The sequence below is a fragment of the Planococcus sp. ISL-109 genome (assembly GCF_018613655.1).
GTDB lineage: Bacteria > Bacillota > Bacilli > Bacillales_A > Planococcaceae > Planococcus.
The window spans coordinates 69,926-88,436 of record NZ_JAGGPW010000003.1; the positions used below are offsets into that span (position 1 = coordinate 69,926).

Sequence of the window (18,511 nt, forward strand, 5' to 3'; positions counted from 1 at the left end):
CCTATCCCCCCTTAATTAGTTCAGCATATCTCCCACCGAATGCGGATCCATCTGTACGAAGTCTTCACTTTCAATTTCATTAATATAAGCTGGTCGGTGTCCCGGGAAGCCTTTCATGCGCCATCCTTCCATATTCTGGTTGCCTCCATAAATCGGATCGGCATACGCACCGTTTAATGTCGCTTGTCGGAGAAGACGGAAAAAGAACTGCGAAGTCGCCGCCTGCATGTCTATTTCATCTTCCTGAAAAGCTGTCAGGATTTCATCCATCTGTTCGCCTTCCAAATCAACGAAATTGGTGTCGAAGCGGCTTTGCGCTTCTTGCTGCATCCGTTGCAGCCCTTGCCGGAAAAGTTCATTGCGTTTTAATCGGCTTTGATAACCTTGGGTTGCTTCACCCACTTCAAAAGGGGGTTGCATATATTCCCTGGAATTTTCGCCGTAGCTTCCGGCAAGCTGATGGTCGATAAAGAAAGGAACGCCCAGCCCGATGGCCCCTGGACCAAGCTCGTCTTCTGGAAAGATGCGCTCTGTTGCCTGTTCAAGAACTGCAAATTCTGCTGAATTTTTAAAAAACTGCAAACCGCGTGCCCCGACTGCTGCTTCTCCGTTGCCGCTGTGACCCGCTTCCCCGCCACTCGGCACTGCACCATCCTGGCGAGTATTGGCACCGATCAATCCACCAATGATTCCTCCACCGACGAGAGCGCCTGCCGCAATACCTGAAGTCTTCAGAAAATCGCGCCTGGAAACATTTTTCTTCTCTGCCATGTCATGCGCCTCCTTAGTTGTATAAATATTGTGAATACTCAGTAACTATACCCCATATTATATGCCTCTTAACTTTGATTTCAATGATTTTCTGGTTATTTTCAGAAAATTAAGCAAAAAAAAGCCCTTGCACATTTGCAAGGGCTTAAATAAAGAGAAAATTCAATCAATGTGGGGTTCTTCATTCTGCACTGATTGTTAGTTGATCCAATCGGACCGTTAAAGCGGGAAAAAAAAGGCCAAGGGAATGGTCACCTCGGCTTTGTAGCTTAAAAATATTAGTCTAGAACTTTAATTTTTACGTTTTTACGGCCCCAGTTCAAAGCTTCGCCTTGAGTTGGGATGAAGACGTCAATTTTGTTGCCTTTGATTGCTCCGCCAGTATCGCCAGCGATTGCAGTTCCGTATCCTTCAACCCATACTTTTGAGCCAAGTGGGATAACAGACGGGTCAACTGCGATAACTTTTTGGTTCGGGTTCGAACGCAAGTCGATTCCTGTGCGAGTGACTCCTGAACATCCAACGCAATAAGCAGTATAAGCTGTTGCTGATACAGTCATTTCTTTACCTGATTGAGTAGATGCCGCTGCCGGTGCCGCTGCTGCAGGTGCACTTGCTGGTGTTGGAGCTGCTGGTGTTGATTTTGGCGCTTCTTTAGCCGGCGCTTTAGCTGCTGGTTTAGCTGCTGGTGCTGGTGCTGGTGCTGCTTCTTTAGCTGCCGGTTGTGCCGCTGCTTTAGCTGCTGCGCCTTTTACTGCAAACTCTTGTCCCGGGAAAATTGTGTGGCCGGAAAGATTGTTCCAGCTCATCAATTGATCTAATGAGATTCCGTGAGCAGTAGCGATTTCGAATAATGTGTCACCGCTTTTAACTGTATAAGATGAAGATGATGATTTCTTAGATGCCTGTTCTTTCCCTTCAATGGAAAGCGTATCACTTGGGAAGATCAAATCAGAAGATAAATCATTCCAGCTTTTTAGGTTTTGTACCGAAACGTTCTTTTCTTGTGAGATTTCCCAGAGCGTGTCCCCTGATTGGACTGTATACGATGAATTAGCGCTTGCTTGTGATGCTGCGCCTACACTTAAAGCTGCGATTGCAGTTAGTGTAACGATTTGCTTTTTCATAAATGAAATTCCTCCTTTTCACTAACACAAGACATAGCTTAACACTTGCGCATTTCAGGAACATGACAGGACGACCATTAAAACTTAACAATTACATTACGACAGACTTTTGAATATGACAGACTGTAATAAATCAGAACATTCCATTTTCTTTTTGTTGAAAAATATATTTTTTTGCTGTATTTCGCATTTTTCCGGCTTAATAATATGAGGATGGATTAGCCCAGTCGGGAATGAGAAGCTACAACAGCATTGACTATTCTGCCATTTTGATAACTTCTTTTTGTTTAGGAGGAACTCATTTGAAAAATGTCACGATTGTTTTTTGGATTTCCATTACGATTTTCTTAGCTCTTGTCGCCTGGGGATTGATTCAGTGCGCCGTTGCAGCAATCGTCATCTACAGCGGCGGTACGCAAGGGTTGCAGAACTCCTTGATCATCGCGGCCTTGCCATTCTCAGTTCTCGTCCTGCTTATGGAGGTCACTTGAAGGCCGCTAACCAAGTTCCGGTTGTCATCAAACAGAGAAAGCCGCGCCTTTAATGACAAAGAGAAATGCCCGTGAAGCTGAATCAGCTTCACGGGCATTTCTCTTTCTATTATTTGAATACACTTGTGCTATGCAAAGGCTGAACTCTGGATTTTGGATCCAAATAGGATTTCGCATTGTTGATGGCCGTCGGCGCTTCGCCGAACCCGACCGCAATCAATTTCACTTTGCCATCATAAGTGGCAATATCCCCTGCGGCATAAATCCCTGGCACGTTCGTTTCCATCTTGGAATTGACGATGACCGAGTTTTTCTCCATCTCGAGGCCCCATTCTTTAATCGGCCCAAGAGATGTAATGTTGCCGTAGTTGACGATTACATGATCAACTTCTAAGCGTTCTTCATTGCCTTCTTTGTCTTCGAGAACTAGCTCACGGACTTGGCCGTCTTCACCAACAAGTTCCTTGACGTTATAAGGCTTTTTCACTTCGACCGACGATTGCAGCACCGTATCGATGTTCGCTTCATGCGCCGTCATTTTCTCGCGGCGGTGGCTCAACGTCACTTGTGAAGCTACGTTCTCAAGCATCATCGCCCAATCGACCGCAGAATCGCCGCCGCCGAGGACAACCACTTTTTTATCGCTGAACAACGTGAGGTCTTTGACGCCATAATGCAAAGACTTACCTTCGAATGCGTCAGTGCCGTCGACTGCCAGTTTACGCGGCTGGAATGCACCAACGCCTGCCGTCAATAGAATCGCTTTCGAATAATGCATGCCTTTGTCGGTGCCGATGACGAAATATTCCTCTTCGCGTTCGACAGACGCCACAGTTTCTTCCAGGCAAATTTCAGGGTCGCCGTATTTGGCTTGTTCGACAAGATTATCCACCAAGTCTTTTGCCAATACTTTTGAAAAACCACCGATATCGTAAATGAATTTATCCGGATACAATTCCATCAATTGTCCGCCGAGCTGAGGCAAGCTATCGAGGATTTTTACTTTCATTTTACGCATACCGCCGTAAAATGATGCGAACAAGCCTGTTGGCCCGCCGCCGATGATTGTAATATCGAAAATTTCACGTTCTTCCATCTCTAACACTCCTAATCTAATCAATATCTATATCCTATCATATCTATATAGGTTCGCCGCTATTGGACTTATGGCGGAAATTTGAAACTAGCATATCCATCCATTCTATTCTATCGTAAACTGAAACAAGGAACCAAATGGAAAGGATGATAAATGTGGATCTCGGATTAAAAGAAAAGGTGGCCGTTGTCATGGCCTCCAGCAAAGGGCTTGGCAAAGCTTCAGCATTAGAGTTCGCCAAAGAGGGAGCCATCGTTATCATCTCCAGCCGCCGACAGGAAGCCGTCGACGCAACCGCTGCTGAATTGCGAAAACAAAGCGGCAATGACCAAGTCCATGCTTTTGCTTGTGATATGTCAAAAGCGGAAGACATTAGCACATTGTTCGGGCAAGTCACTGAGAAGTTTGGCCGCATCGATGTGCTCGTCAACAACACCGGTGGACCGAAAGCGGGCGGCTTCGACAAAATGAGCGATGACGACTGGTATGCGGCATTCGACCAAAACCTATTGAGCTATATCCGCACGTGCCGTGAAGTTCTTCCATATATGAAAGAACAGCAATTTGGGCGCATCATCAATATTTCCTCTTCTTCCACGAAAGAAGTGATTGATGGACTTATCTTGTCGAATACGATGCGCGCCGGCATGGTCGGTTTTGCAAAAACCCTCGCCCGCGAAGTGGCGAATGATAATATTATGGTCAATACAGTCGGCCCCGGCAAGATTTCGACAGATCGGATTGCCGAACTGAACCAAGCAGCAGCTGATAGACAAGGCATTTCTGCGGATGAGGTGCTGAAGAACACCGAAGCCCAAATCCCGCGCGGACGCCTCGGGGAACCTGCAGAATTTGCCCGCACTGTCGTCTTTTTGGCTTCTTCCGCCAACTCTTATGTGACCGGCCAATCGATCGTTGTTGACGGCGGATTCTTGAAAGCTTTATAAGCCCCTTATTAGTAGGCAGATCCGAAAAAAGCCGATATACTGAGGAATGAACCAATCGAAAAGGAGATGTTGTACATGACGAAAAAAGGCCACATCCACATGGAAAACGGCGAAGTAATCGAATTCGACCTTTTCCCGAATGAAGCACCAAACACAGTTGCAAACTTTGAGGAGCTTGCAAACTCCGGTTTCTATAACGGCGTTGTTTTCCACCGCATCATTCCAGGATTTGTCAGCCAAGGTGGCGACCCGACTGGTACAGGCGCTGGCGGCAGCGGCAAAACCATCAAATGTGAAACAGAAGGCAACCCGCACAAGCACCAGGCAGGCAGCCTTTCTATGGCGCATGCTGGCAAAGATACTGGCTCAAGCCAATTCTTCATCGTCCACGATGCACAGCCTCACCTTGACGGCGTGCACACAGTATTCGGCCAAGTAACAAAAGGCTTAGAAACTGCGAAAGCTATGAAAAAAGACGATAAAATGGAAAAAGTCCACGTCTTTGACGCTGAATAATTTATAAGAAAAAGCGTGCCCCAGTGGCACGCTTTTTTGTTTGCTTGAAATTTAGTGACTTTAATTTAAAAAGCTAGAGTTGATATTACACTCCAAAGGGCAAAGAGTTTTTGTCTAAATAGCTTGCGTTATGAGACTGCGCTTCAGGCGGACGCTTGACCAGTCATGCGGCTGAAGCGACAGGATGTTTAACTAAGTTCTGCTATTCGACTGCGTTGCAGGGGCACGCTTGCCGGGGGGCGGGCGTCGGCCCCTTCCACTCCGTCTCTAGTTTTTGTGTGGTGGATAAAGTTCTTCAGTCCACTATAAGCAAGTTGTGGAAATGCATCATGTTTAGAAGTTACATCACACTGTTTAAAGAATATATTGTCGCTAGTTCTAATCCACTAAACAGAACAACAAGCTTTTAATTTAAGAAGATCATGGCTAGATGCCGCTTCCCGGAAAGCGATTCCCCTGCTAGCCGGCAACCCATAAAGAAACAGAACAGCTTAAAAAGTCTACACACAACGAAATCCTTCAGCCGTCCAGCGCGAAGGGTGAGCCGATGCAGTGAGACAGGCGGTTTTCCTGGCTCATTGCAAGAGGCCTACCCAAAGCAGGGCGGCGGATCCATTCGTGATGCCAGAAACATCTGCGGCACATTTCCACACATCCATTCCAGCTCATTTCTCAAACACAATTTCACCAGGGAAGTGATTCTCCAAACAGTGGATACATGCTAAAAAAGCAGATTTTACTTAAGTTACTAAAATCAATGAAATCTAACAGCCGCCTCACCCAAAGCGTGGCGGCGAATATCTTGTTGAAGAAATAACAAAGGGCGTCTCATTTCCGAATATATATTCCAGCTCACCAACATAAAAAAGCGCACCGCGACGGCACGCTTTTTCTAATCATTTTTATAACACTTTACTGAGGAACGCTTTCGTCCGTTCGTGCTGCGGGTTCCCGAATAGTTCTTTCGGGACATTCTCTTCCACGATATAGCCGCCGTCTATAAACAGGACGCGGTCGCCCATCTCTGCCGCAAAGCCCATTTCATGGGTCACGACGACCATCGTCATGCCTTCTCTCGCCAATTGTTTCATAACATCGAGCACATCACCGACCATTTCCGGGTCGAGTGCCGAAGTTGGCTCATCGAATAGCATGATTTTCGGGTCCATCGCAAGCGCACGTGCAATCGCAACACGCTGCTTCTGCCCGCCGGACAATTCGCCCGGATAAGCTTTCGCTTTTTCGCGCAAGCCGACTTTATCAAGCAGCTCATAGGCTTTCTTTTCTACCGCTTTCTGGTCGCCTTTTTTCAGCTTGGTCGGTGCAAGGGTCACGTTTTGCAGCACTGTTTTATGCGGGAACAGGTTAAATTGCTGGAACACCATCCCGACATTTTGGCGCACTTTATTGATGTCCACTTTCGGGTCGGTGATGTCCGTTCCTTCAATATAAACATGCCCGCCGCTGATTTCTTCGAGCCGGTTCAAGCAACGCAGAAACGTACTTTTGCCCGAACCGGATGGGCCAATGACGCAAATGACTTCTTTCTCCTCGACGACGGTGCTCATGTCTTTGATGACTTCTAAATCTCCAAATGATTTTTTGAGGTTTTCCACTATGATCATACTCATCGCAATACAAACTTCCTTTCCACAAAGCTCGCCAGCATAGAGAGCAAGTAAATGACGACAAAGTAAATGATGCCGAGAATCAAATAGACGTTAAACGCATCGAACGTGGCACTTGCCTGAATGCGCCCTTCCTGCGTCAAATCCGCTACTCCGATAACTGAAAGCAACGAGGTATCCTTCAAAGAGATGATCGCTTGGTTCGTAATGGTTGGGAGCATGCGGCGGAACGCCTGCGGCAAAATGATATGGCGCATCGTCTGTGTCGGGTTGAGTCCGAGCGACCGAGCCGCTTCCGTTTGCCCTTTGTCGATCGACTGGATGCCTGCCCGGATGATTTCCGAAAAGTAGGCGCCGGCATTGATTGCGACTGTCACGATTCCCGCTGTCGTATTATCGAGCGAAAAGAACCCGAGCGAGTTCAACCCGAAATAAATGAAGAACAGCTGAACGATGAACGGTGTTCCACGAATCGCATCGACGAAGATTTTGGCGATCCAGTTCAGAATTTTGAGCGGCGCCAAGCGCAGCAAAGCGACAATCAACCCGATTAAGAAGCCGATAACAATGGCAATGCCGAAAATATATAGCGTAACTTGCAAGCCTTCCATTAAATACGGAAAAGCATTGATGATTGTTTGCACCCTTATGTCCCCCTTGCATAAAAAAATGCAGCGCGCGAATGCGCGCTACATAGTTTTATTCTGCGATGTATTCGTTTAAGATTTCATCATATTCGCCGCTGTCACGCAATTCCTGCAAGCCGGCATTGATTTTTTCAAGCACTTCTGCATTTTCACCTTTTAGGACAGCGATTCCGTATTGGTCACCTGTCAAACGTTCGCCGACAGTTTTCAAAGCCAGTCCGCTTTCTGCGATGGCATAAGCGATGACCGGATAGTCTTCAAGAAGAACTTCCGCATTGCCGTTTGAAATTTCCTGGAACATCGACGGGCTATCTTCAAACTGGGCAACTTCATAGCCATACTCGTCCTGGTTATCGCGTGCAAACTGAGCGCCTGTTGTTCCGCTCTTTACCGCTACTGTTTTGCCTTCTAAGTCTTCGAGTGACGTGATGTCATTATTGTCTTCAGCTACAACTAAAGATAATCCTGCGTCAAAGTATGGATCCGAGAAGTCCACGACTTCTTTGCGCTCATCCGTAATACTCATACCGGCAATCGCAATATCCAATTGTCCAGCTTGCAGAGCCGGGATGATGCCCCCGAAGTCCATCGGGTTGAAGTCGATTTCAAAGCCTTGGTTTTCAGCAATGGCGTTGATCAAGTCAATATCGATTCCTTTGTATTCGCCGCCTTCTTCAAACTCGAATGGCGGATAAGTCGTATCAATTCCGACGCGATACGTTTCCCCTTCTGCATCCCCACCGGCTTCACCGCCAGTTTCTTCTTCTGAACCGCCACAAGCTGCAAGCACCGTGAGAACGGCTAGCAATAATGCCAATAATGTCAATTTCTTCATTAATAAACATCCCCCTCTATCTTTAATAGTCAATCTACTGACTAATATATCATAATATTCGCAATTTCTGAACCTTTTGATTTAAATTAACTGGGAAAGAAGGCAGTTACTTATGTCTTAATGACTAGTTTATTGACTCACGGCTCGTTTTTTATGCAGGCGATAAAACAGCCGGAAATTATGGACCAGCGTTTTTAAAACAGCATAAACCGGAATCGCAATCAAAATGCCGATAAATCCATAAAGTGCCCCTGCCACCAACAATAAAAGAATGATGGTCAATGGATGAACTTGCAGGCGGTTGCCCATGACATTCGGAGTGACCAAGTTGCCTTCGAGTTGTTGGACGACGAGCAACACAAGAACGACTTTCATGGCCATAAATAGCCCATCGTTCAATAAGGCGATGAATATGGCAGGTATGATTCCTAAAATCGGCCCAAGAAACGGCACGACGACCAGGAACATAGCAAAAATGGCCAGCGTCAACGCGTATTCGAGTCCGATGATCAAATAGCCGATATACATCAGGACCCCGATCACTCCCGCTACGATTGCCTGGCCGACAACAAAGGTCGATAAGGTTCCATTCAAGTCTTTCAATAATTTCCGGCCTTCAGCTTTATGGTCTTCCGGCAAACGTTTTACGAGATGCGGAACAAATTTATCATCGTCTTTCAATAGAAAGAACAACACGAAAGGCACAACGATCAAAACGATTGCTGCGTTGACAAACATCCCCAGAATATCAAGCACATTTTCGAACAACCGGCTCGATAAGCTTTCAGCATAACCGAAAATCCGGTCACTGATTTCTTGCCCTGAAACTCCGCCAAACTCAAATCCTTGAAGGAGGTTGGTCGAGTCGGAACTCATCTCCTCCACTTTTTCCGGCGCCAAGTCCGCCAAGCTTTTTCCTTGTTCGACTATAGTCGGACCGAATATGTAGATAAGGCTTGCCAGTACCAGCGAAATCGCCACGAAGAGGATGCCTATCCCCGCCACTTTCGGCATGCGCCGTGTCAGCAGCCCGACCAAAGGCCGCAGTAAATAATACAATACGCCAGCAATAACGAGCGGCGCGAAAAGCGTGGCGATGACAATGCGGATCGGCTCCCAAATATAGTCCAGCTTGCTAAGTACGTATAATGTGAGTGCGAGCAGTAACACCGCCGCCGTGTATTCAAAGAATGGTTTTCGGATCCACAACTTGATCACTCCTTTGTTTTTTAGTACTGATTAATAATATTCCACCCAAAAAAGCGAAGACAGAATTGCTTCTGCCTTCGCTTGCATTATCGATTTACTTATCTTCTTCGAGTTCACGCAACTCTTTTTGGGTTTGTGGGAAAGCATTTGCTTGCCATTCTTCGCGGTAAGCGGAATCCAATTGCGAGAGGCCTTGTTCGCTGGAATCCTCGATGGCGTAGACACTTTCGCGCTCATCGATGGCATTGCTGTTGCGCATATCGTGGTCTTCCTCTACACGAATGGTGTTTTTCTCTTGATATGCTTTGTATACAAAAATCCCTGCAGCTGCTGCGAGTGCACTGCCTACTAATGTGTTCATCGTCGAGTTCTTCATCTAAATCCCTCCAAATTAATACATGTTTCTATCACTACTTTTCTGTATACCCTTTATGAACGGTTTTAACTAGAAAATAAAAAAGTTTTTTCATCATTGCTCTTCAAGCATCTCGAGTGCACGTTCTTCCGCTGGAATGCGGACGAACAAAAGCAGAAGCGCATTGGCGATGGTAAAGAACAATGCCGTTTTCCAGGCTCCAAAAATGAGAGGCAGGGCCAAGATTTCAGCAGCGACGACCCAATAATTAGGATGAGGCAAAAACCGGTATGGGCCCCGCGCTACTTTTTGAGCTCCCGGCAAGACGATGATTTTCGTATTCCAATACGGTCCCAGTGAAGTAAGCGCCCATACCCGAATAATTTGCGCCACAATAAATAATCCCAAAAACAACAGCCACCATGCGCTAAGTGCCGCACCCAGTTGAATGGTTTCCGCGATGAAGAACACGAAAAACAAAATGTGGAGCAGTACGATCCACTTGTAATGGTCAGCACCGAATTCAATTGCGCCTTTTTGTTTCATCTTTTTTTCGTTTCTGCGCGCATAGACGATTTCAAGAATGCGCTGCAAGATCACGATCAGCAACAGCGTATAAAAAAAGACCATTACGCTTCACCCACCCATTCGAGCCACAGCATTTCCGAGCTGAATCCAGGCCCGAGCGCTGTGAGCAATGCTTCTTCCCCTGTTTTCATCGGTCGATCCATAAACTCTTTCAACACATACAGCACCGTCGGCGATGACATGTTTCCGTACTCCGACAGGACCTGTCTGGAAATCGCCGTCTGTGAAGCGGGCATCTCCAATGATTTTTCATAAGCGGTCAATACTTTCTTCCCTCCGGGGTGTGCGATGAAATGCTGGATATCGTCCGTCGACTTTCCGAGTGCAGCTAGAAATTCATTGACGTTCGGCTTCAGCCATTTTTCAATGATGCTGGGAATGCTCCGTGAAAAGACGACATGCAAGCCGGCATCCCGGACATCCCAGCCCATTACATCTTCCGACTGCGGCATCAATGCGGAGCGGTTGGCGTGGATGCGGAAGCCGTCATCATCAGCCGCTTTATCGCCAGCGACGAGCACACAGGCTGCGCCGTCCGAAAACAGCGATGTGCCGATCAAATTGCTTTTCGATTTATCACCCCTGACAAAGGTCAAACTGCATAGCTCCAAACAAAGAACGAGTACGTTCGCACCCGGATAGGCGCGGCAATAATCATCCGCGCGGCTCAAACCGGCGGCACCACCCGCACATCCGAGCCCCCAGAGCGGCATCCGTTTGATATTTGGCGGCATGTTCAATTCGTTCATGATGCGGGCATCAATGGTCGGTGTCGAAAGCCCTGAACTTGAGATGAAGATGATGGCATCGATTTCTGTTGCGTCAACTTCAGCTTCCGCCAGGCATTTTTGGACGGCACGACTGCCCATCCGGACTGCTTCCTCGATATACAGGTTGTTTTTCTCTTCCAGCGTCCGATCTTTTTCGAACCAATCCAACGGTGCGGCAAAATAGCGGCTGTCGATCTGGCCGTTGCCGAATACTTTCAATAGCCTTTCGATGTCTTCATATTCACCGCCGAATAAATTTCGCACAACGCCTACAAGGTCGCGCTGATTGACGCGGTATGGAGCATTTTCGGTAACGACGGTACGGATCATGGGCATAGACGTTCCTCCTAATTTTTCGCTTTAAAAACGCCACCCGCCAGGATGACAGCTTGAGTACTTACTTTGAATAACGTTCTGCATACTTCAACTGCTCACGCATCTTTTGGCCGACCGTAGAAGCGGAAGCCGGGTTTTGGCCGGTGATCAGCCGCCCTGACTCAATGACACATTCTTCGAGCGGCAACCGCGCAATTTGGACGAGTGCACCGCGCTCTTTCATTTCATGCTGCAAGGAAAACGGAATGTCTTTGTACAGGCCGAGCAATTTCTCTTCGAAATCCGAAAACCCAGTTGCCAAGTGGCCCGCTAATAGCGGGCTGCCGTCCGATAAATGTACATTCAATAACCCGCTCGGACCGTGGCAAACCGCCGCTATAATACCGCCCTGTTCGTAGATGCGGGCTGTGATCTGCTGCAATTCTTCATTATCGGGAAAATCCCACATCGTCCCGTGCCCGCCGGTGAAATAGATGCCGGCGTAGTCATCCGCATTAATTTGTTCCGGCGTCAGGGGATTGTCCAGTTGCCGCTGTATCGCTTCGTCCAAGTAATAATGCCGCGTCCGGCCGTTAATTACGGCTGCCGGCAGGCTTCTCGGATCTATCGGCACTTTGTTCGAGCTTGTGCTGATGATATCCACTTGAAAATCATCTTTCACTTCATGATAAAAATCCGTCAGTTCGCGCAGCCATAGCCCCGTCTTTTTTCCGCGGCTCCCGAGGTCTTTATGGTTTGTTACGACAATCAGTATTTTTTTCATCGCCCGTATCCTCCTCATGCGTTCATGCGTATGGTCTGTTATTCCCTATTGATGGAAAATTATTCACTTGAAGAGTGGAATACTCTGTTTTACAACAGCGGCAAACAATAAAAGACCCACAAGTATGCGGGTCTTTACCGGTTCAACAATCTGGACAAACTTTCACCGAATTTCTCATTATCCGCTTGCTGGCGTTTTTTCGGACCTTTCATGCGGCCGCCGCTCTGCCGGATTTTTTTGGAGACATGGCGCCCATGCAATAATTGCTCGATATTGCCTTCATGGTAGACGCGGCCGTTCTGGTCGATCGGCACCCCACGTTTGGCGAGCACCATGGCGGCGAGTCCGTAATCCTGTGTCACGACGATATCGTCCGGAGCTACACGGTTCACCAAGACAAAATCGACAGCGTCTGCTCCCTTAGATACCGTCAGCGTTTCTGCCCCTTCCCGGTGCATCTCATGGGAAGTGTCGCACACGAGCAGCACCGGCCAACCGAAACGATTTGCCAGCTCAATCGTCAAATCGACAACAGGACAACCGTCTGCATCAATAAGTACTTTTGCCATCGGCTTGCTCCCTTACCAGTTCATCGGCCAGCTTTTCTGCCGCTCTTCGGTATAAATTGCTTTTGTGGACAAGCGAAGCGATGAACAGCACCTTCGAAAGCTCTTCATCTGCTTCGCCTTGTGTATTTTCGACCGCTTTTGCCTGCCGCTCCACTTCTTCCCGGAACGCCACTTGATTGTCTTGTTGTAGCGCCAAATACGTTTCGTAAAATGCGGATAGATCGAGTTCTTGCATCTGGGCTTTTTCATTCACTTTCTCCAGCACTTTTTTTACATCGTTGATGGACAGCGTACTTTTCATCTGATAAATCAAGTTGATCAGCATAATATGATCGGGCGTGTATTTTTTATGCTGCACCGGATAGAACAATTTCCCTTTGGCATAATTATTGATCATCGTTTTGGTCAGGATCTTATCATCTGAAAAGCGCTTTGTGTCATGAAAGCTCGTTTCAAACAATTGAATGACTTGGTCCACATACAAATCGATTTTCGGGATATCGCTCGTATGGATTTGGCTATCGAGCGCCAATTGGCCAATGAGTTTGTCGATGTTTTCCATTCACTTCACCTCAGTTTCTCTCTCCTCATCTTACATGATGAGTGAAAAGCCGACAAACTTGACCGGCATTATTAATACATATATTATTATAAGTAGTTTCAATAACTATGTATCAGGAGGTACAGATTCATGACCGCTTATATCCGAGAACCATTCAATGCATTATCCCATTTGGCAGGTGCGCTTCTATCATTCGTCGCGTTGCTCGCGATGGTCATCAAAGCCGCTTATTCGCAAGCCCCCGCTTTGCATATTACAGCGGTGCTGATCTTCGGCATCAGCTTGATGCTGCTTTATACAGCCTCCACAGTTTATCACACAGTGAAAGCACGTCCTGGGGTCATCGCTTTTTTCCGCAAATTGGACCATTCGATGATTTTCTTATTGATTGCCGGCTCCTACGCACCGTTTTGCTTGATCGCCTTAGAAGGCACACTCGGCTGGACGGTGTTCGGGATTGTTTCGGCGCTTGGTACCAGCGGCATTTTCTTTAAAATGATTTGGTTCCATGCCCCGCGCTGGCTATCAACGGCAATCTATATTTTAATGGGCTGGCTCATCGTTTTCGCAGCTGGGCCGCTTGCCGGAAGTCTTTCGGCTGCCGGTTTGTGGCTGCTCATTTCGGGTGGTATCCTGTATACGGTCGGAGGCATCATTTATTGGCTGAAGCCGGACTTCCTGTCTTCCCGCTATCTCGGATTCCATGAAATCTTCCACCTCTTTATCCTGCTCGGCAGCACTTGCCATTTCCTCGCTGTCTATATATATGTACTTTAACGCGAAAGAGCGACTCTCTATAGTTTAGAGAGCCGCTCTTTTCTTAATGTTCGAGAGCGTCGAGCGCCTGCATCAGATTAGCGTAGACTTTTATGTTCTTGAAGTCGATGCCGAGTGTGACGGCGGTTTGCGCGATTTCCGGGCGGATGCCGGAGAGCACGGATTCCACCCCGATGATGCGCAACGAATCCATCAGCTGGAACAATTGCTGGGCAACCATCGTATCGACAATCGGCACCGCCGACAAATCGATATAGAGTGTCGATAATTGTTGTTTGGAACTTTCCACGAGCGCAGTCTCCAAGATCACCTTGGCGCGGTATGTGTCGATTCCGCCGACTAGCGGCAAAATGCCGACGCCTTTGCGTATCGGGATGACCGGGCTGCTCAGTTCGTCGATCACTTCCTGATGGCTCGCCAAAAGCCGCTGATGCGCTTCGTGGTGATAGCGGGCAAAACTTTCGATGATGAAGTCGAAAATATCATTAAGCATCTCGCTCCATCGAAGTGCGTCCTGGCTGGTAGCCTCCTCGACTTCGTCAAAAAACTTCCGGACGTAATTCCAATAAATTCTACGTACCTGCCCGAGCTGCTCCATCACTTCGTAAAGCGGAACCGATTGCTGAGCGCGCTCTTTGGCGACTGTTGATGCCCAATTTTCCACATAGGCAAGCGATTCTTCCTCATTATGGACAAAGATCGCCGTGACCGCTTCAATAAAGCCGCCTGTCTCTTTTTTCAACTTTTCCACCGTTTCAGCTGACGCTTGCGTGGAATAGATCGAATTACGTTGGCTGCTTCGCATTGCAAGCCATTCTTCAATCATTTGCTCTTCATTTTTTAAGATGAAATCATGTAGCTGTCCACTAATCTCTCCCATAACATTAGCCGCCCCTTTTCTTACTAGTCTTCTTTATCTTATAAGATACTCCCGCCGAAATGCAAATTTGCATCCTCTCCGTGCAGGGCCTTGTGTACGGATGGTATGATAAAGGAAAGGAAGGAGACTGAATAATGGCACCACTCCAAACCAAACAGCTGGCAGAGCGTCTATATGCCGCTTATAAAAACAATCGCGCACTCGAAAAAGACCAGATCCCCCCCACGCTCGACCTGTCTGCTGCCTACTCGATCCAGCATGCGCTCACTTTAAGAAAAACACAGGACGGCGAACCGCTGAGAGGCTACAAAATCAGCTTGACGAGTCCCGAAACACAAAAATTATTCAACTCCGAAAAACCGCTGTACGGGGCATTAACCGCTCCTGCGTTATCGGACGGGACAATCGAGCTTGCTTCCATGCTGTCCCCACTCATTGAAATCGAACTGATTTTCCTGATTCAAGAAGATATTCAAACGGCGGATTCGCTAGCAACCATTTTGAGTAAAACGAAAATCGCACCCGGCATTGAAGTGCCGGATTGCCGCTTCACCGACTGGTTCCCTAATATCACACTCGGCCAAGTCGTTGCCGACAGCGCGGTCGCCGGGCGCATCATCATCGGTGAAGCCGTCGGCAATGTATCCTTTGATCAATTGGACGATATACGCGGCGAGCTGTTCTTGGATGGTCAAGCGATCGCTTCAGGAAGATCTTCTGAAGTACTGCGCCACCCGGTCAATGCCATCAAATGGCTGGCAGAGGAACTGGAAAGCCACGGCTTGTCGCTCGAAAAAGGGATGGCGGTCTCTTCCGGCACGTTCATCTTGCCGAAAAAATTGGAAACAGGGCGATACGAAGCCCATTACGAAGGCATCGGCAGCGTCGCACTTACTGTCCATTAAACAACCCCCCAGCTTTTGCAGCTGGGGGGTTGTTGTTTCATATTCAGTTATTGCCTATAGCAAGAAACCGTTCTTTTTAGCGTCAAACATCAATTCATCACGGAACTTCGGATGCGCAATGCTGATCAGGCGCTTAGCGCGCTCCGCAATCGATACGCCATGCAAGCGCGCGATACCGTATTCGGTGACGATATTGTCGACATCATTTTTGCCGGTCGTGACGACCGAAAGAGGTGATAAGTTCAGTTTGATGCGGGACAAACTGTCGTTTTTCGCAGTCGATGGCATGCAGATGTAGCCTTTGCCATTTTCAGCAAAACGCACGCCGCGGGCAAAATCGACTTGTCCACCGCTCGAGGAATAATACTTGCCGCCGACCGTTTCAGAAGCGCATTGTCCGTAAAGGTCGACTTCCGTCGTCGCGTTGATGGAAACGATGTTTTTCTCTTTGGCGATTTCCCGCGGATCGTTGACTTGGCTTACCGGCAGCATTTCGACAGCCGGGTTGCCATCGATGAAATCGTATAAGTTTTTCGAACCGAATGCGAACGTCGCGACAATCTTCCCAGGATTCGTATATTTCCGTGTGCCGTCGATAGCGCCGGAATTAACCAAATCCGCCACGCCGTCCGGCAGCATTTCCGTATGGATACCGAGATGGCGGTGGTCTTTCAGCATGCTGATGACGGCATTCGGCACAGAGCCGATGCCGATCTGCAGCGTATCGCCGTCTGCAATATCACCGATGATCGATGAGGCGATTTTCATATCCTTTTCGCTGATGGCCCCGACTTGCTCTTCTGCAAGCGGCGCGTGATGTTCCACATACCCTGCAATCTGGCTGATGTGGATCTGATTGCGCCCGAATGTCCTCGGCATATGTTCATTGACTTCGAGAACGAACGGCACTTTGCCGACAAATTCCGCCACGTAATCGGCTTGCGTACCGAATGTAAAGTAACCGTGCTCATCCATCGGGGATGCGACCGTCATGACCATCGACAAATTTGTCGTCTTCTGCAACAGGCGCGGCATTTCGTGGAAATTATTCGGAATGAGATCCATTTTTGCTTGCTGATACACACTGCGCGTAGCACCACTCAGAAAATACGATATGTGGCGCAGTTGTTCGAGTTCCCCTCGGATGTATGCGCGGTCGCGAAGCGCCAGCATTTGATGAATTTTGACATTGTTCAGTTGTGCAGCATGTTCTTCTAATAGATCGAGCAGCCGTATTGGCTCACCGTTTGCGATTGGTATAATGAGATCCGCATTTGGTTCGATCAAATCGACGAATTGTTTTGGGCTGAGTTGTTTGGACATTTCGGTTCACTCCTGATTATCTAATGATCTTTCCACTCTATCACAAGATTGCCTATTCTTGAGTTTGCAAACTCCCATTGCTATTCTGTTTTTTCAGTCGACGGATTGTAATATTAAGTGCATCACTCGCTGAAAATAAAAAAGGGCCCATGACAGGCTCGTGTAAAATGTAAGTTACCACACCAACACTACACGGAGGTTCTGTCATGAGCTATGTCCAGCTTACCACAAAAGAACGGGGCCAAATAGAGCTGCTCGCCCGCCTGCAATATTCGATTCGCGCCATTGCGCATGAACTGAAACGTGCAGATTCAGACGGAGGTTATCAGGCAGAGACGGCTCAAGCTGCCTACAAACGACGCAAACAAACTGTGGAGCCAAGTCCAAACACACTCCAGAAACCCGCGAAATCATCCAACAGAAACTGAGCGAAACGTGGTCGCCGGAACAGATTGAGAACCGGCTATTCCAAGGAACGCTCTGCTTTAAAACCATTTACCGCTGGATTTATGGGGGGCTGCTTGAGGTTCCACTCACCGTGCTCCGGCAAAAGGGCAAGCGACGGAAACCCCGGGAAACACGCGGACGATTTTCCATTGGCACGCCGATCTCGAAGCGTCCGAAAGAAGTCCGCAACCGAGAGACGTTCGACCATTGGGAGCTCGATACGGTCATCTCCAGCCGGGGAAAAAGCAAGGCACGCGTCGCAACGTTTATCGAGCGCAAAACCCGCTGGTACCGGGCGATCAAAATGGTGGACCGGACTGCAGCTTCCATGGAGAAAGCTGTTCGGACGCTGCATCATGAGCTTCCAACAGGTGCGATCCAGACCGCCACCACCGACCGGGGCAAGGAATTCAGCTGTTACCCGGTATTGGAAAAAACGCTCGCGATCGACGTGTATTTTGCGGATCCATACTCGTCATGGCAGCGAGGAAGCAACGAAAACGGCAATGGACTTCTGCGTGAATTCTTTCCGAAGAAAACCGATTTCGCTGGGGTAAGTGAAGCTAAGTTGACGGAAGCGCTTCGCCTAATCAACAACCGTCCACGAAAATGTCTGGAGTGGAAAACAGCCACTGAAGCCTTTGAAGACGAAGTGTTGCACTTAAATTGACAAACTATCAGTCAAAAAAACCGTTGCAGAAAAGTCCATGACCTGACTACAACGGTGCTTTCTTCAATGATTTCGTTTTCTGGTCCACATGCTGAAAATCAATCCCGCTATACCGAACAATGCCATAACGCCCCATAATATCAGCAAGATCATCGACCCGATTCCAGCCCCTTCATCTGTGGCTGCCGTCCATTGCAGCAGGAAAAACCCAATGCTGAACAGCACAATCATGCTGAAATAGATCATTCTGGCTTTGAAACTGAAATTCTTCATCGTCAAAACCCCTTTAGCGTTCCGTT

Annotated in this window: 20 protein-coding genes and 2 pseudogenes; 6 read left to right on the plus strand and 16 right to left on the minus strand. The window is 47.9% G+C overall.

The genetic code is table 11. The features are described 5' to 3' along the window. Positions 1-15 precede the first annotated feature (15 nt). A complete protein-coding gene (locus J7E21_RS01030; protein ID WP_215103920.1) occupies positions 16-771 on the minus strand; it encodes a gluconate 2-dehydrogenase subunit 3 family protein in 756 nt (251 codons plus the stop codon). Between the two features lie 278 nt (positions 772-1,049). Beyond that, positions 1,050-1,898: a 3D domain-containing protein gene (locus tag J7E21_RS01035; protein WP_215103922.1), complete on the minus strand. Its 849-nt coding sequence runs from the start codon at positions 1,896-1,898 to the stop codon at positions 1,050-1,052. A 356-nt stretch (positions 1,899-2,254) separates the two neighbouring features. On the opposite strand from J7E21_RS01035, the pseudogene J7E21_RS16155 reads away from it, so the two are divergent. Further along, positions 2,255-2,389, plus strand: a pseudogene (locus J7E21_RS16155) (BCCT family transporter); the annotation flags it as partial. 109 nt (positions 2,390-2,498) lie between these two features. Here the strand turns inward: J7E21_RS16155 and J7E21_RS01045 are convergent. Beyond that, positions 2,499-3,485: an NAD(P)/FAD-dependent oxidoreductase gene (locus J7E21_RS01045; protein ID WP_215103926.1), complete on the minus strand. Its 987-nt coding sequence runs from the start codon at positions 3,483-3,485 to the stop codon at positions 2,499-2,501. A 155-nt stretch (positions 3,486-3,640) separates the two neighbouring features. Between J7E21_RS01045 and J7E21_RS01050 the strand changes: the two genes are divergently transcribed. After that, a complete protein-coding gene (locus tag J7E21_RS01050) occupies positions 3,641-4,432 on the plus strand; it encodes an SDR family oxidoreductase (RefSeq protein WP_215103928.1) in 792 nt (263 codons plus the stop codon). A gap of 75 nt (positions 4,433-4,507) precedes the next feature. Continuing rightward, complete coding sequence (locus J7E21_RS01055; RefSeq protein WP_215103930.1) at positions 4,508-4,948, plus strand: peptidylprolyl isomerase; 441 nt, start codon at positions 4,508-4,510, stop codon at positions 4,946-4,948. Positions 4,949-5,850: 902 nt separating this feature from the next. Here the strand turns inward: J7E21_RS01055 and J7E21_RS01060 are convergent. The 10 genes from J7E21_RS01060 to J7E21_RS01105 all read right to left on the minus strand — a co-directional run bounded on the left by J7E21_RS01060 (position 5,851) and on the right by J7E21_RS01105 (position 13,210). Further along, positions 5,851-6,579 (minus strand): amino acid ABC transporter ATP-binding protein, encoded by a 729-nt coding sequence (locus J7E21_RS01060; RefSeq protein ID WP_285228719.1) that lies wholly within the window; start codon positions 6,577-6,579, stop codon positions 5,851-5,853. Next, complete coding sequence (locus tag J7E21_RS01065; RefSeq protein ID WP_215103932.1) at positions 6,576-7,220, minus strand: amino acid ABC transporter permease; 645 nt, start codon at positions 7,218-7,220, stop codon at positions 6,576-6,578. Before J7E21_RS01065 ends, J7E21_RS01060 begins: the two co-directional genes overlap by 4 nt. A gap of 55 nt (positions 7,221-7,275) precedes the next feature. Continuing rightward, on the minus strand, positions 7,276-8,058 hold the full coding sequence (locus tag J7E21_RS01070) for a transporter substrate-binding domain-containing protein (RefSeq protein ID WP_215103934.1): 783 nt from the start codon (positions 8,056-8,058) through the stop codon (positions 7,276-7,278). A 129-nt stretch (positions 8,059-8,187) separates the two neighbouring features. After that, a complete protein-coding gene (locus J7E21_RS01075; protein ID WP_215103936.1) occupies positions 8,188-9,267 on the minus strand; it encodes an AI-2E family transporter in 1,080 nt (359 codons plus the stop codon). Between the two features lie 94 nt (positions 9,268-9,361). After that, positions 9,362-9,643: a hypothetical protein gene (locus J7E21_RS01080; protein ID WP_215103938.1), complete on the minus strand. Its 282-nt coding sequence runs from the start codon at positions 9,641-9,643 to the stop codon at positions 9,362-9,364. 93 nt (positions 9,644-9,736) lie between these two features. Beyond that, positions 9,737-10,252: an isoprenylcysteine carboxyl methyltransferase family protein gene (locus J7E21_RS01085; RefSeq protein ID WP_215103940.1), complete on the minus strand. Its 516-nt coding sequence runs from the start codon at positions 10,250-10,252 to the stop codon at positions 9,737-9,739. After that, the gene (locus J7E21_RS01090; protein ID WP_215103942.1) at positions 10,252-11,316 is read right to left on the minus strand and encodes a type III polyketide synthase; all 1,065 of its coding nucleotides are present in this window, start codon (positions 11,314-11,316) and stop codon (positions 10,252-10,254) included. The genes J7E21_RS01085 and J7E21_RS01090 overlap by 1 nt, the downstream gene beginning before the upstream one ends. A gap of 61 nt (positions 11,317-11,377) precedes the next feature. Further along, positions 11,378-12,079 carry a type 1 glutamine amidotransferase domain-containing protein gene (locus J7E21_RS01095; protein ID WP_215103944.1) on the minus strand — a complete coding sequence of 234 codons (702 nt, stop codon included), beginning with the start codon at positions 12,077-12,079 and terminating at the stop codon, positions 11,378-11,380. A gap of 134 nt (positions 12,080-12,213) precedes the next feature. Next, positions 12,214-12,648 carry a YaiI/YqxD family protein gene (locus tag J7E21_RS01100; protein WP_215103946.1) on the minus strand — a complete coding sequence of 145 codons (435 nt, stop codon included), beginning with the start codon at positions 12,646-12,648 and terminating at the stop codon, positions 12,214-12,216. Next, positions 12,629-13,210 carry a DUF1836 domain-containing protein gene (locus J7E21_RS01105; RefSeq protein ID WP_215103948.1) on the minus strand — a complete coding sequence of 194 codons (582 nt, stop codon included), beginning with the start codon at positions 13,208-13,210 and terminating at the stop codon, positions 12,629-12,631. The genes J7E21_RS01100 and J7E21_RS01105 overlap by 20 nt, the downstream gene beginning before the upstream one ends. A gap of 129 nt (positions 13,211-13,339) precedes the next feature. On the opposite strand from J7E21_RS01105, the gene trhA reads away from it, so the two are divergent. Next, positions 13,340-13,987, plus strand: coding sequence for a PAQR family membrane homeostasis protein TrhA (gene trhA, locus J7E21_RS01110; protein WP_215103950.1), 648 nt, complete (start codon positions 13,340-13,342; stop codon positions 13,985-13,987). Positions 13,988-14,030: 43 nt separating this feature from the next. Here the strand turns inward: trhA and J7E21_RS01115 are convergent, their stop codons facing one another. Further along, complete coding sequence (locus J7E21_RS01115; RefSeq protein ID WP_215103951.1) at positions 14,031-14,867, minus strand: STAS domain-containing protein; 837 nt, start codon at positions 14,865-14,867, stop codon at positions 14,031-14,033. Between the two features lie 134 nt (positions 14,868-15,001). On the opposite strand from J7E21_RS01115, the gene J7E21_RS01120 reads away from it, so the two are divergent. After that, complete coding sequence (locus tag J7E21_RS01120) at positions 15,002-15,772, plus strand: 2-keto-4-pentenoate hydratase (RefSeq protein ID WP_215103952.1); 771 nt, start codon at positions 15,002-15,004, stop codon at positions 15,770-15,772. Positions 15,773-15,826: 54 nt separating this feature from the next. Here the strand turns inward: J7E21_RS01120 and J7E21_RS01125 are convergent, their stop codons facing one another. Next, entirely contained in the window at positions 15,827-17,095 is a 1,269-nt protein-coding gene (locus J7E21_RS01125) for an acetyl-CoA hydrolase/transferase family protein (RefSeq protein WP_215103953.1), read from the minus strand. Between the two features lie 206 nt (positions 17,096-17,301). On the opposite strand from J7E21_RS01125, the pseudogene J7E21_RS01130 reads away from it, so the two are divergent. After that, positions 17,302-18,212: pseudogene (locus J7E21_RS01130) on the plus strand (IS30 family transposase). 63 nt (positions 18,213-18,275) lie between these two features. Here the strand turns inward: J7E21_RS01130 and J7E21_RS01135 are convergent. Then, the gene (locus J7E21_RS01135; RefSeq protein ID WP_215103954.1) at positions 18,276-18,485 is read right to left on the minus strand and encodes a hypothetical protein; all 210 of its coding nucleotides are present in this window, start codon (positions 18,483-18,485) and stop codon (positions 18,276-18,278) included. Positions 18,486-18,511 lie beyond the last annotated feature (26 nt).

What these genes read in the sequence shown, in the direction of transcription:
- J7E21_RS01045 (WP_215103926.1), bottom strand. Translation starts at nt 3,485, where the DNA reads ATGGAAGAACGTGAAATTTTCGATATTACAATCATCGGCGGCGGGCCA.
- J7E21_RS01095 (WP_215103944.1), bottom strand. Translation starts at nt 12,079, where the DNA reads ATGAAAAAAATACTGATTGTCGTAACAAACCATAAAGACCTCGGGAGC.
- J7E21_RS01030 (WP_215103920.1), bottom strand. Translation starts at nt 771, where the DNA reads ATGGCAGAGAAGAAAAATGTTTCCAGGCGCGATTTTCTGAAGACTTCA.
- J7E21_RS01060 (WP_285228719.1), bottom strand. Translation starts at nt 6,579, where the DNA reads ATGAGTATGATCATAGTGGAAAACCTCAAAAAATCATTTGGAGATTTA.
- J7E21_RS01035 (WP_215103922.1), bottom strand. Translation starts at nt 1,898, where the DNA reads ATGAAAAAGCAAATCGTTACACTAACTGCAATCGCAGCTTTAAGTGTA.
- J7E21_RS01125 (WP_215103953.1), bottom strand. Translation starts at nt 17,095, where the DNA reads ATGTCCAAACAACTCAGCCCAAAACAATTCGTCGATTTGATCGAACCA.
- J7E21_RS01090 (WP_215103942.1), bottom strand. Translation starts at nt 11,316, where the DNA reads ATGCCCATGATCCGTACCGTCGTTACCGAAAATGCTCCATACCGCGTC.
- J7E21_RS01105 (WP_215103948.1), bottom strand. Translation starts at nt 13,210, where the DNA reads ATGGAAAACATCGACAAACTCATTGGCCAATTGGCGCTCGATAGCCAA.
- J7E21_RS01120 (WP_215103952.1), top strand. Translation starts at nt 15,002, where the DNA reads ATGGCACCACTCCAAACCAAACAGCTGGCAGAGCGTCTATATGCCGCT.
- J7E21_RS01055 (WP_215103930.1), top strand. Translation starts at nt 4,508, where the DNA reads ATGACGAAAAAAGGCCACATCCACATGGAAAACGGCGAAGTAATCGAA.
- J7E21_RS01080 (WP_215103938.1), bottom strand. Translation starts at nt 9,643, where the DNA reads ATGAAGAACTCGACGATGAACACATTAGTAGGCAGTGCACTCGCAGCA.
- trhA (WP_215103950.1), top strand. Translation starts at nt 13,340, where the DNA reads ATGACCGCTTATATCCGAGAACCATTCAATGCATTATCCCATTTGGCA.
- J7E21_RS01070 (WP_215103934.1), bottom strand. Translation starts at nt 8,058, where the DNA reads ATGAAGAAATTGACATTATTGGCATTATTGCTAGCCGTTCTCACGGTG.
- J7E21_RS01085 (WP_215103940.1), bottom strand. Translation starts at nt 10,252, where the DNA reads ATGGTCTTTTTTTATACGCTGTTGCTGATCGTGATCTTGCAGCGCATT.
- J7E21_RS01115 (WP_215103951.1), bottom strand. Translation starts at nt 14,867, where the DNA reads ATGGGAGAGATTAGTGGACAGCTACATGATTTCATCTTAAAAAATGAA.
- J7E21_RS01100 (WP_215103946.1), bottom strand. Translation starts at nt 12,648, where the DNA reads ATGGCAAAAGTACTTATTGATGCAGACGGTTGTCCTGTTGTCGATTTG.
- J7E21_RS01135 (WP_215103954.1), bottom strand. Translation starts at nt 18,485, where the DNA reads ATGAAGAATTTCAGTTTCAAAGCCAGAATGATCTATTTCAGCATGATT.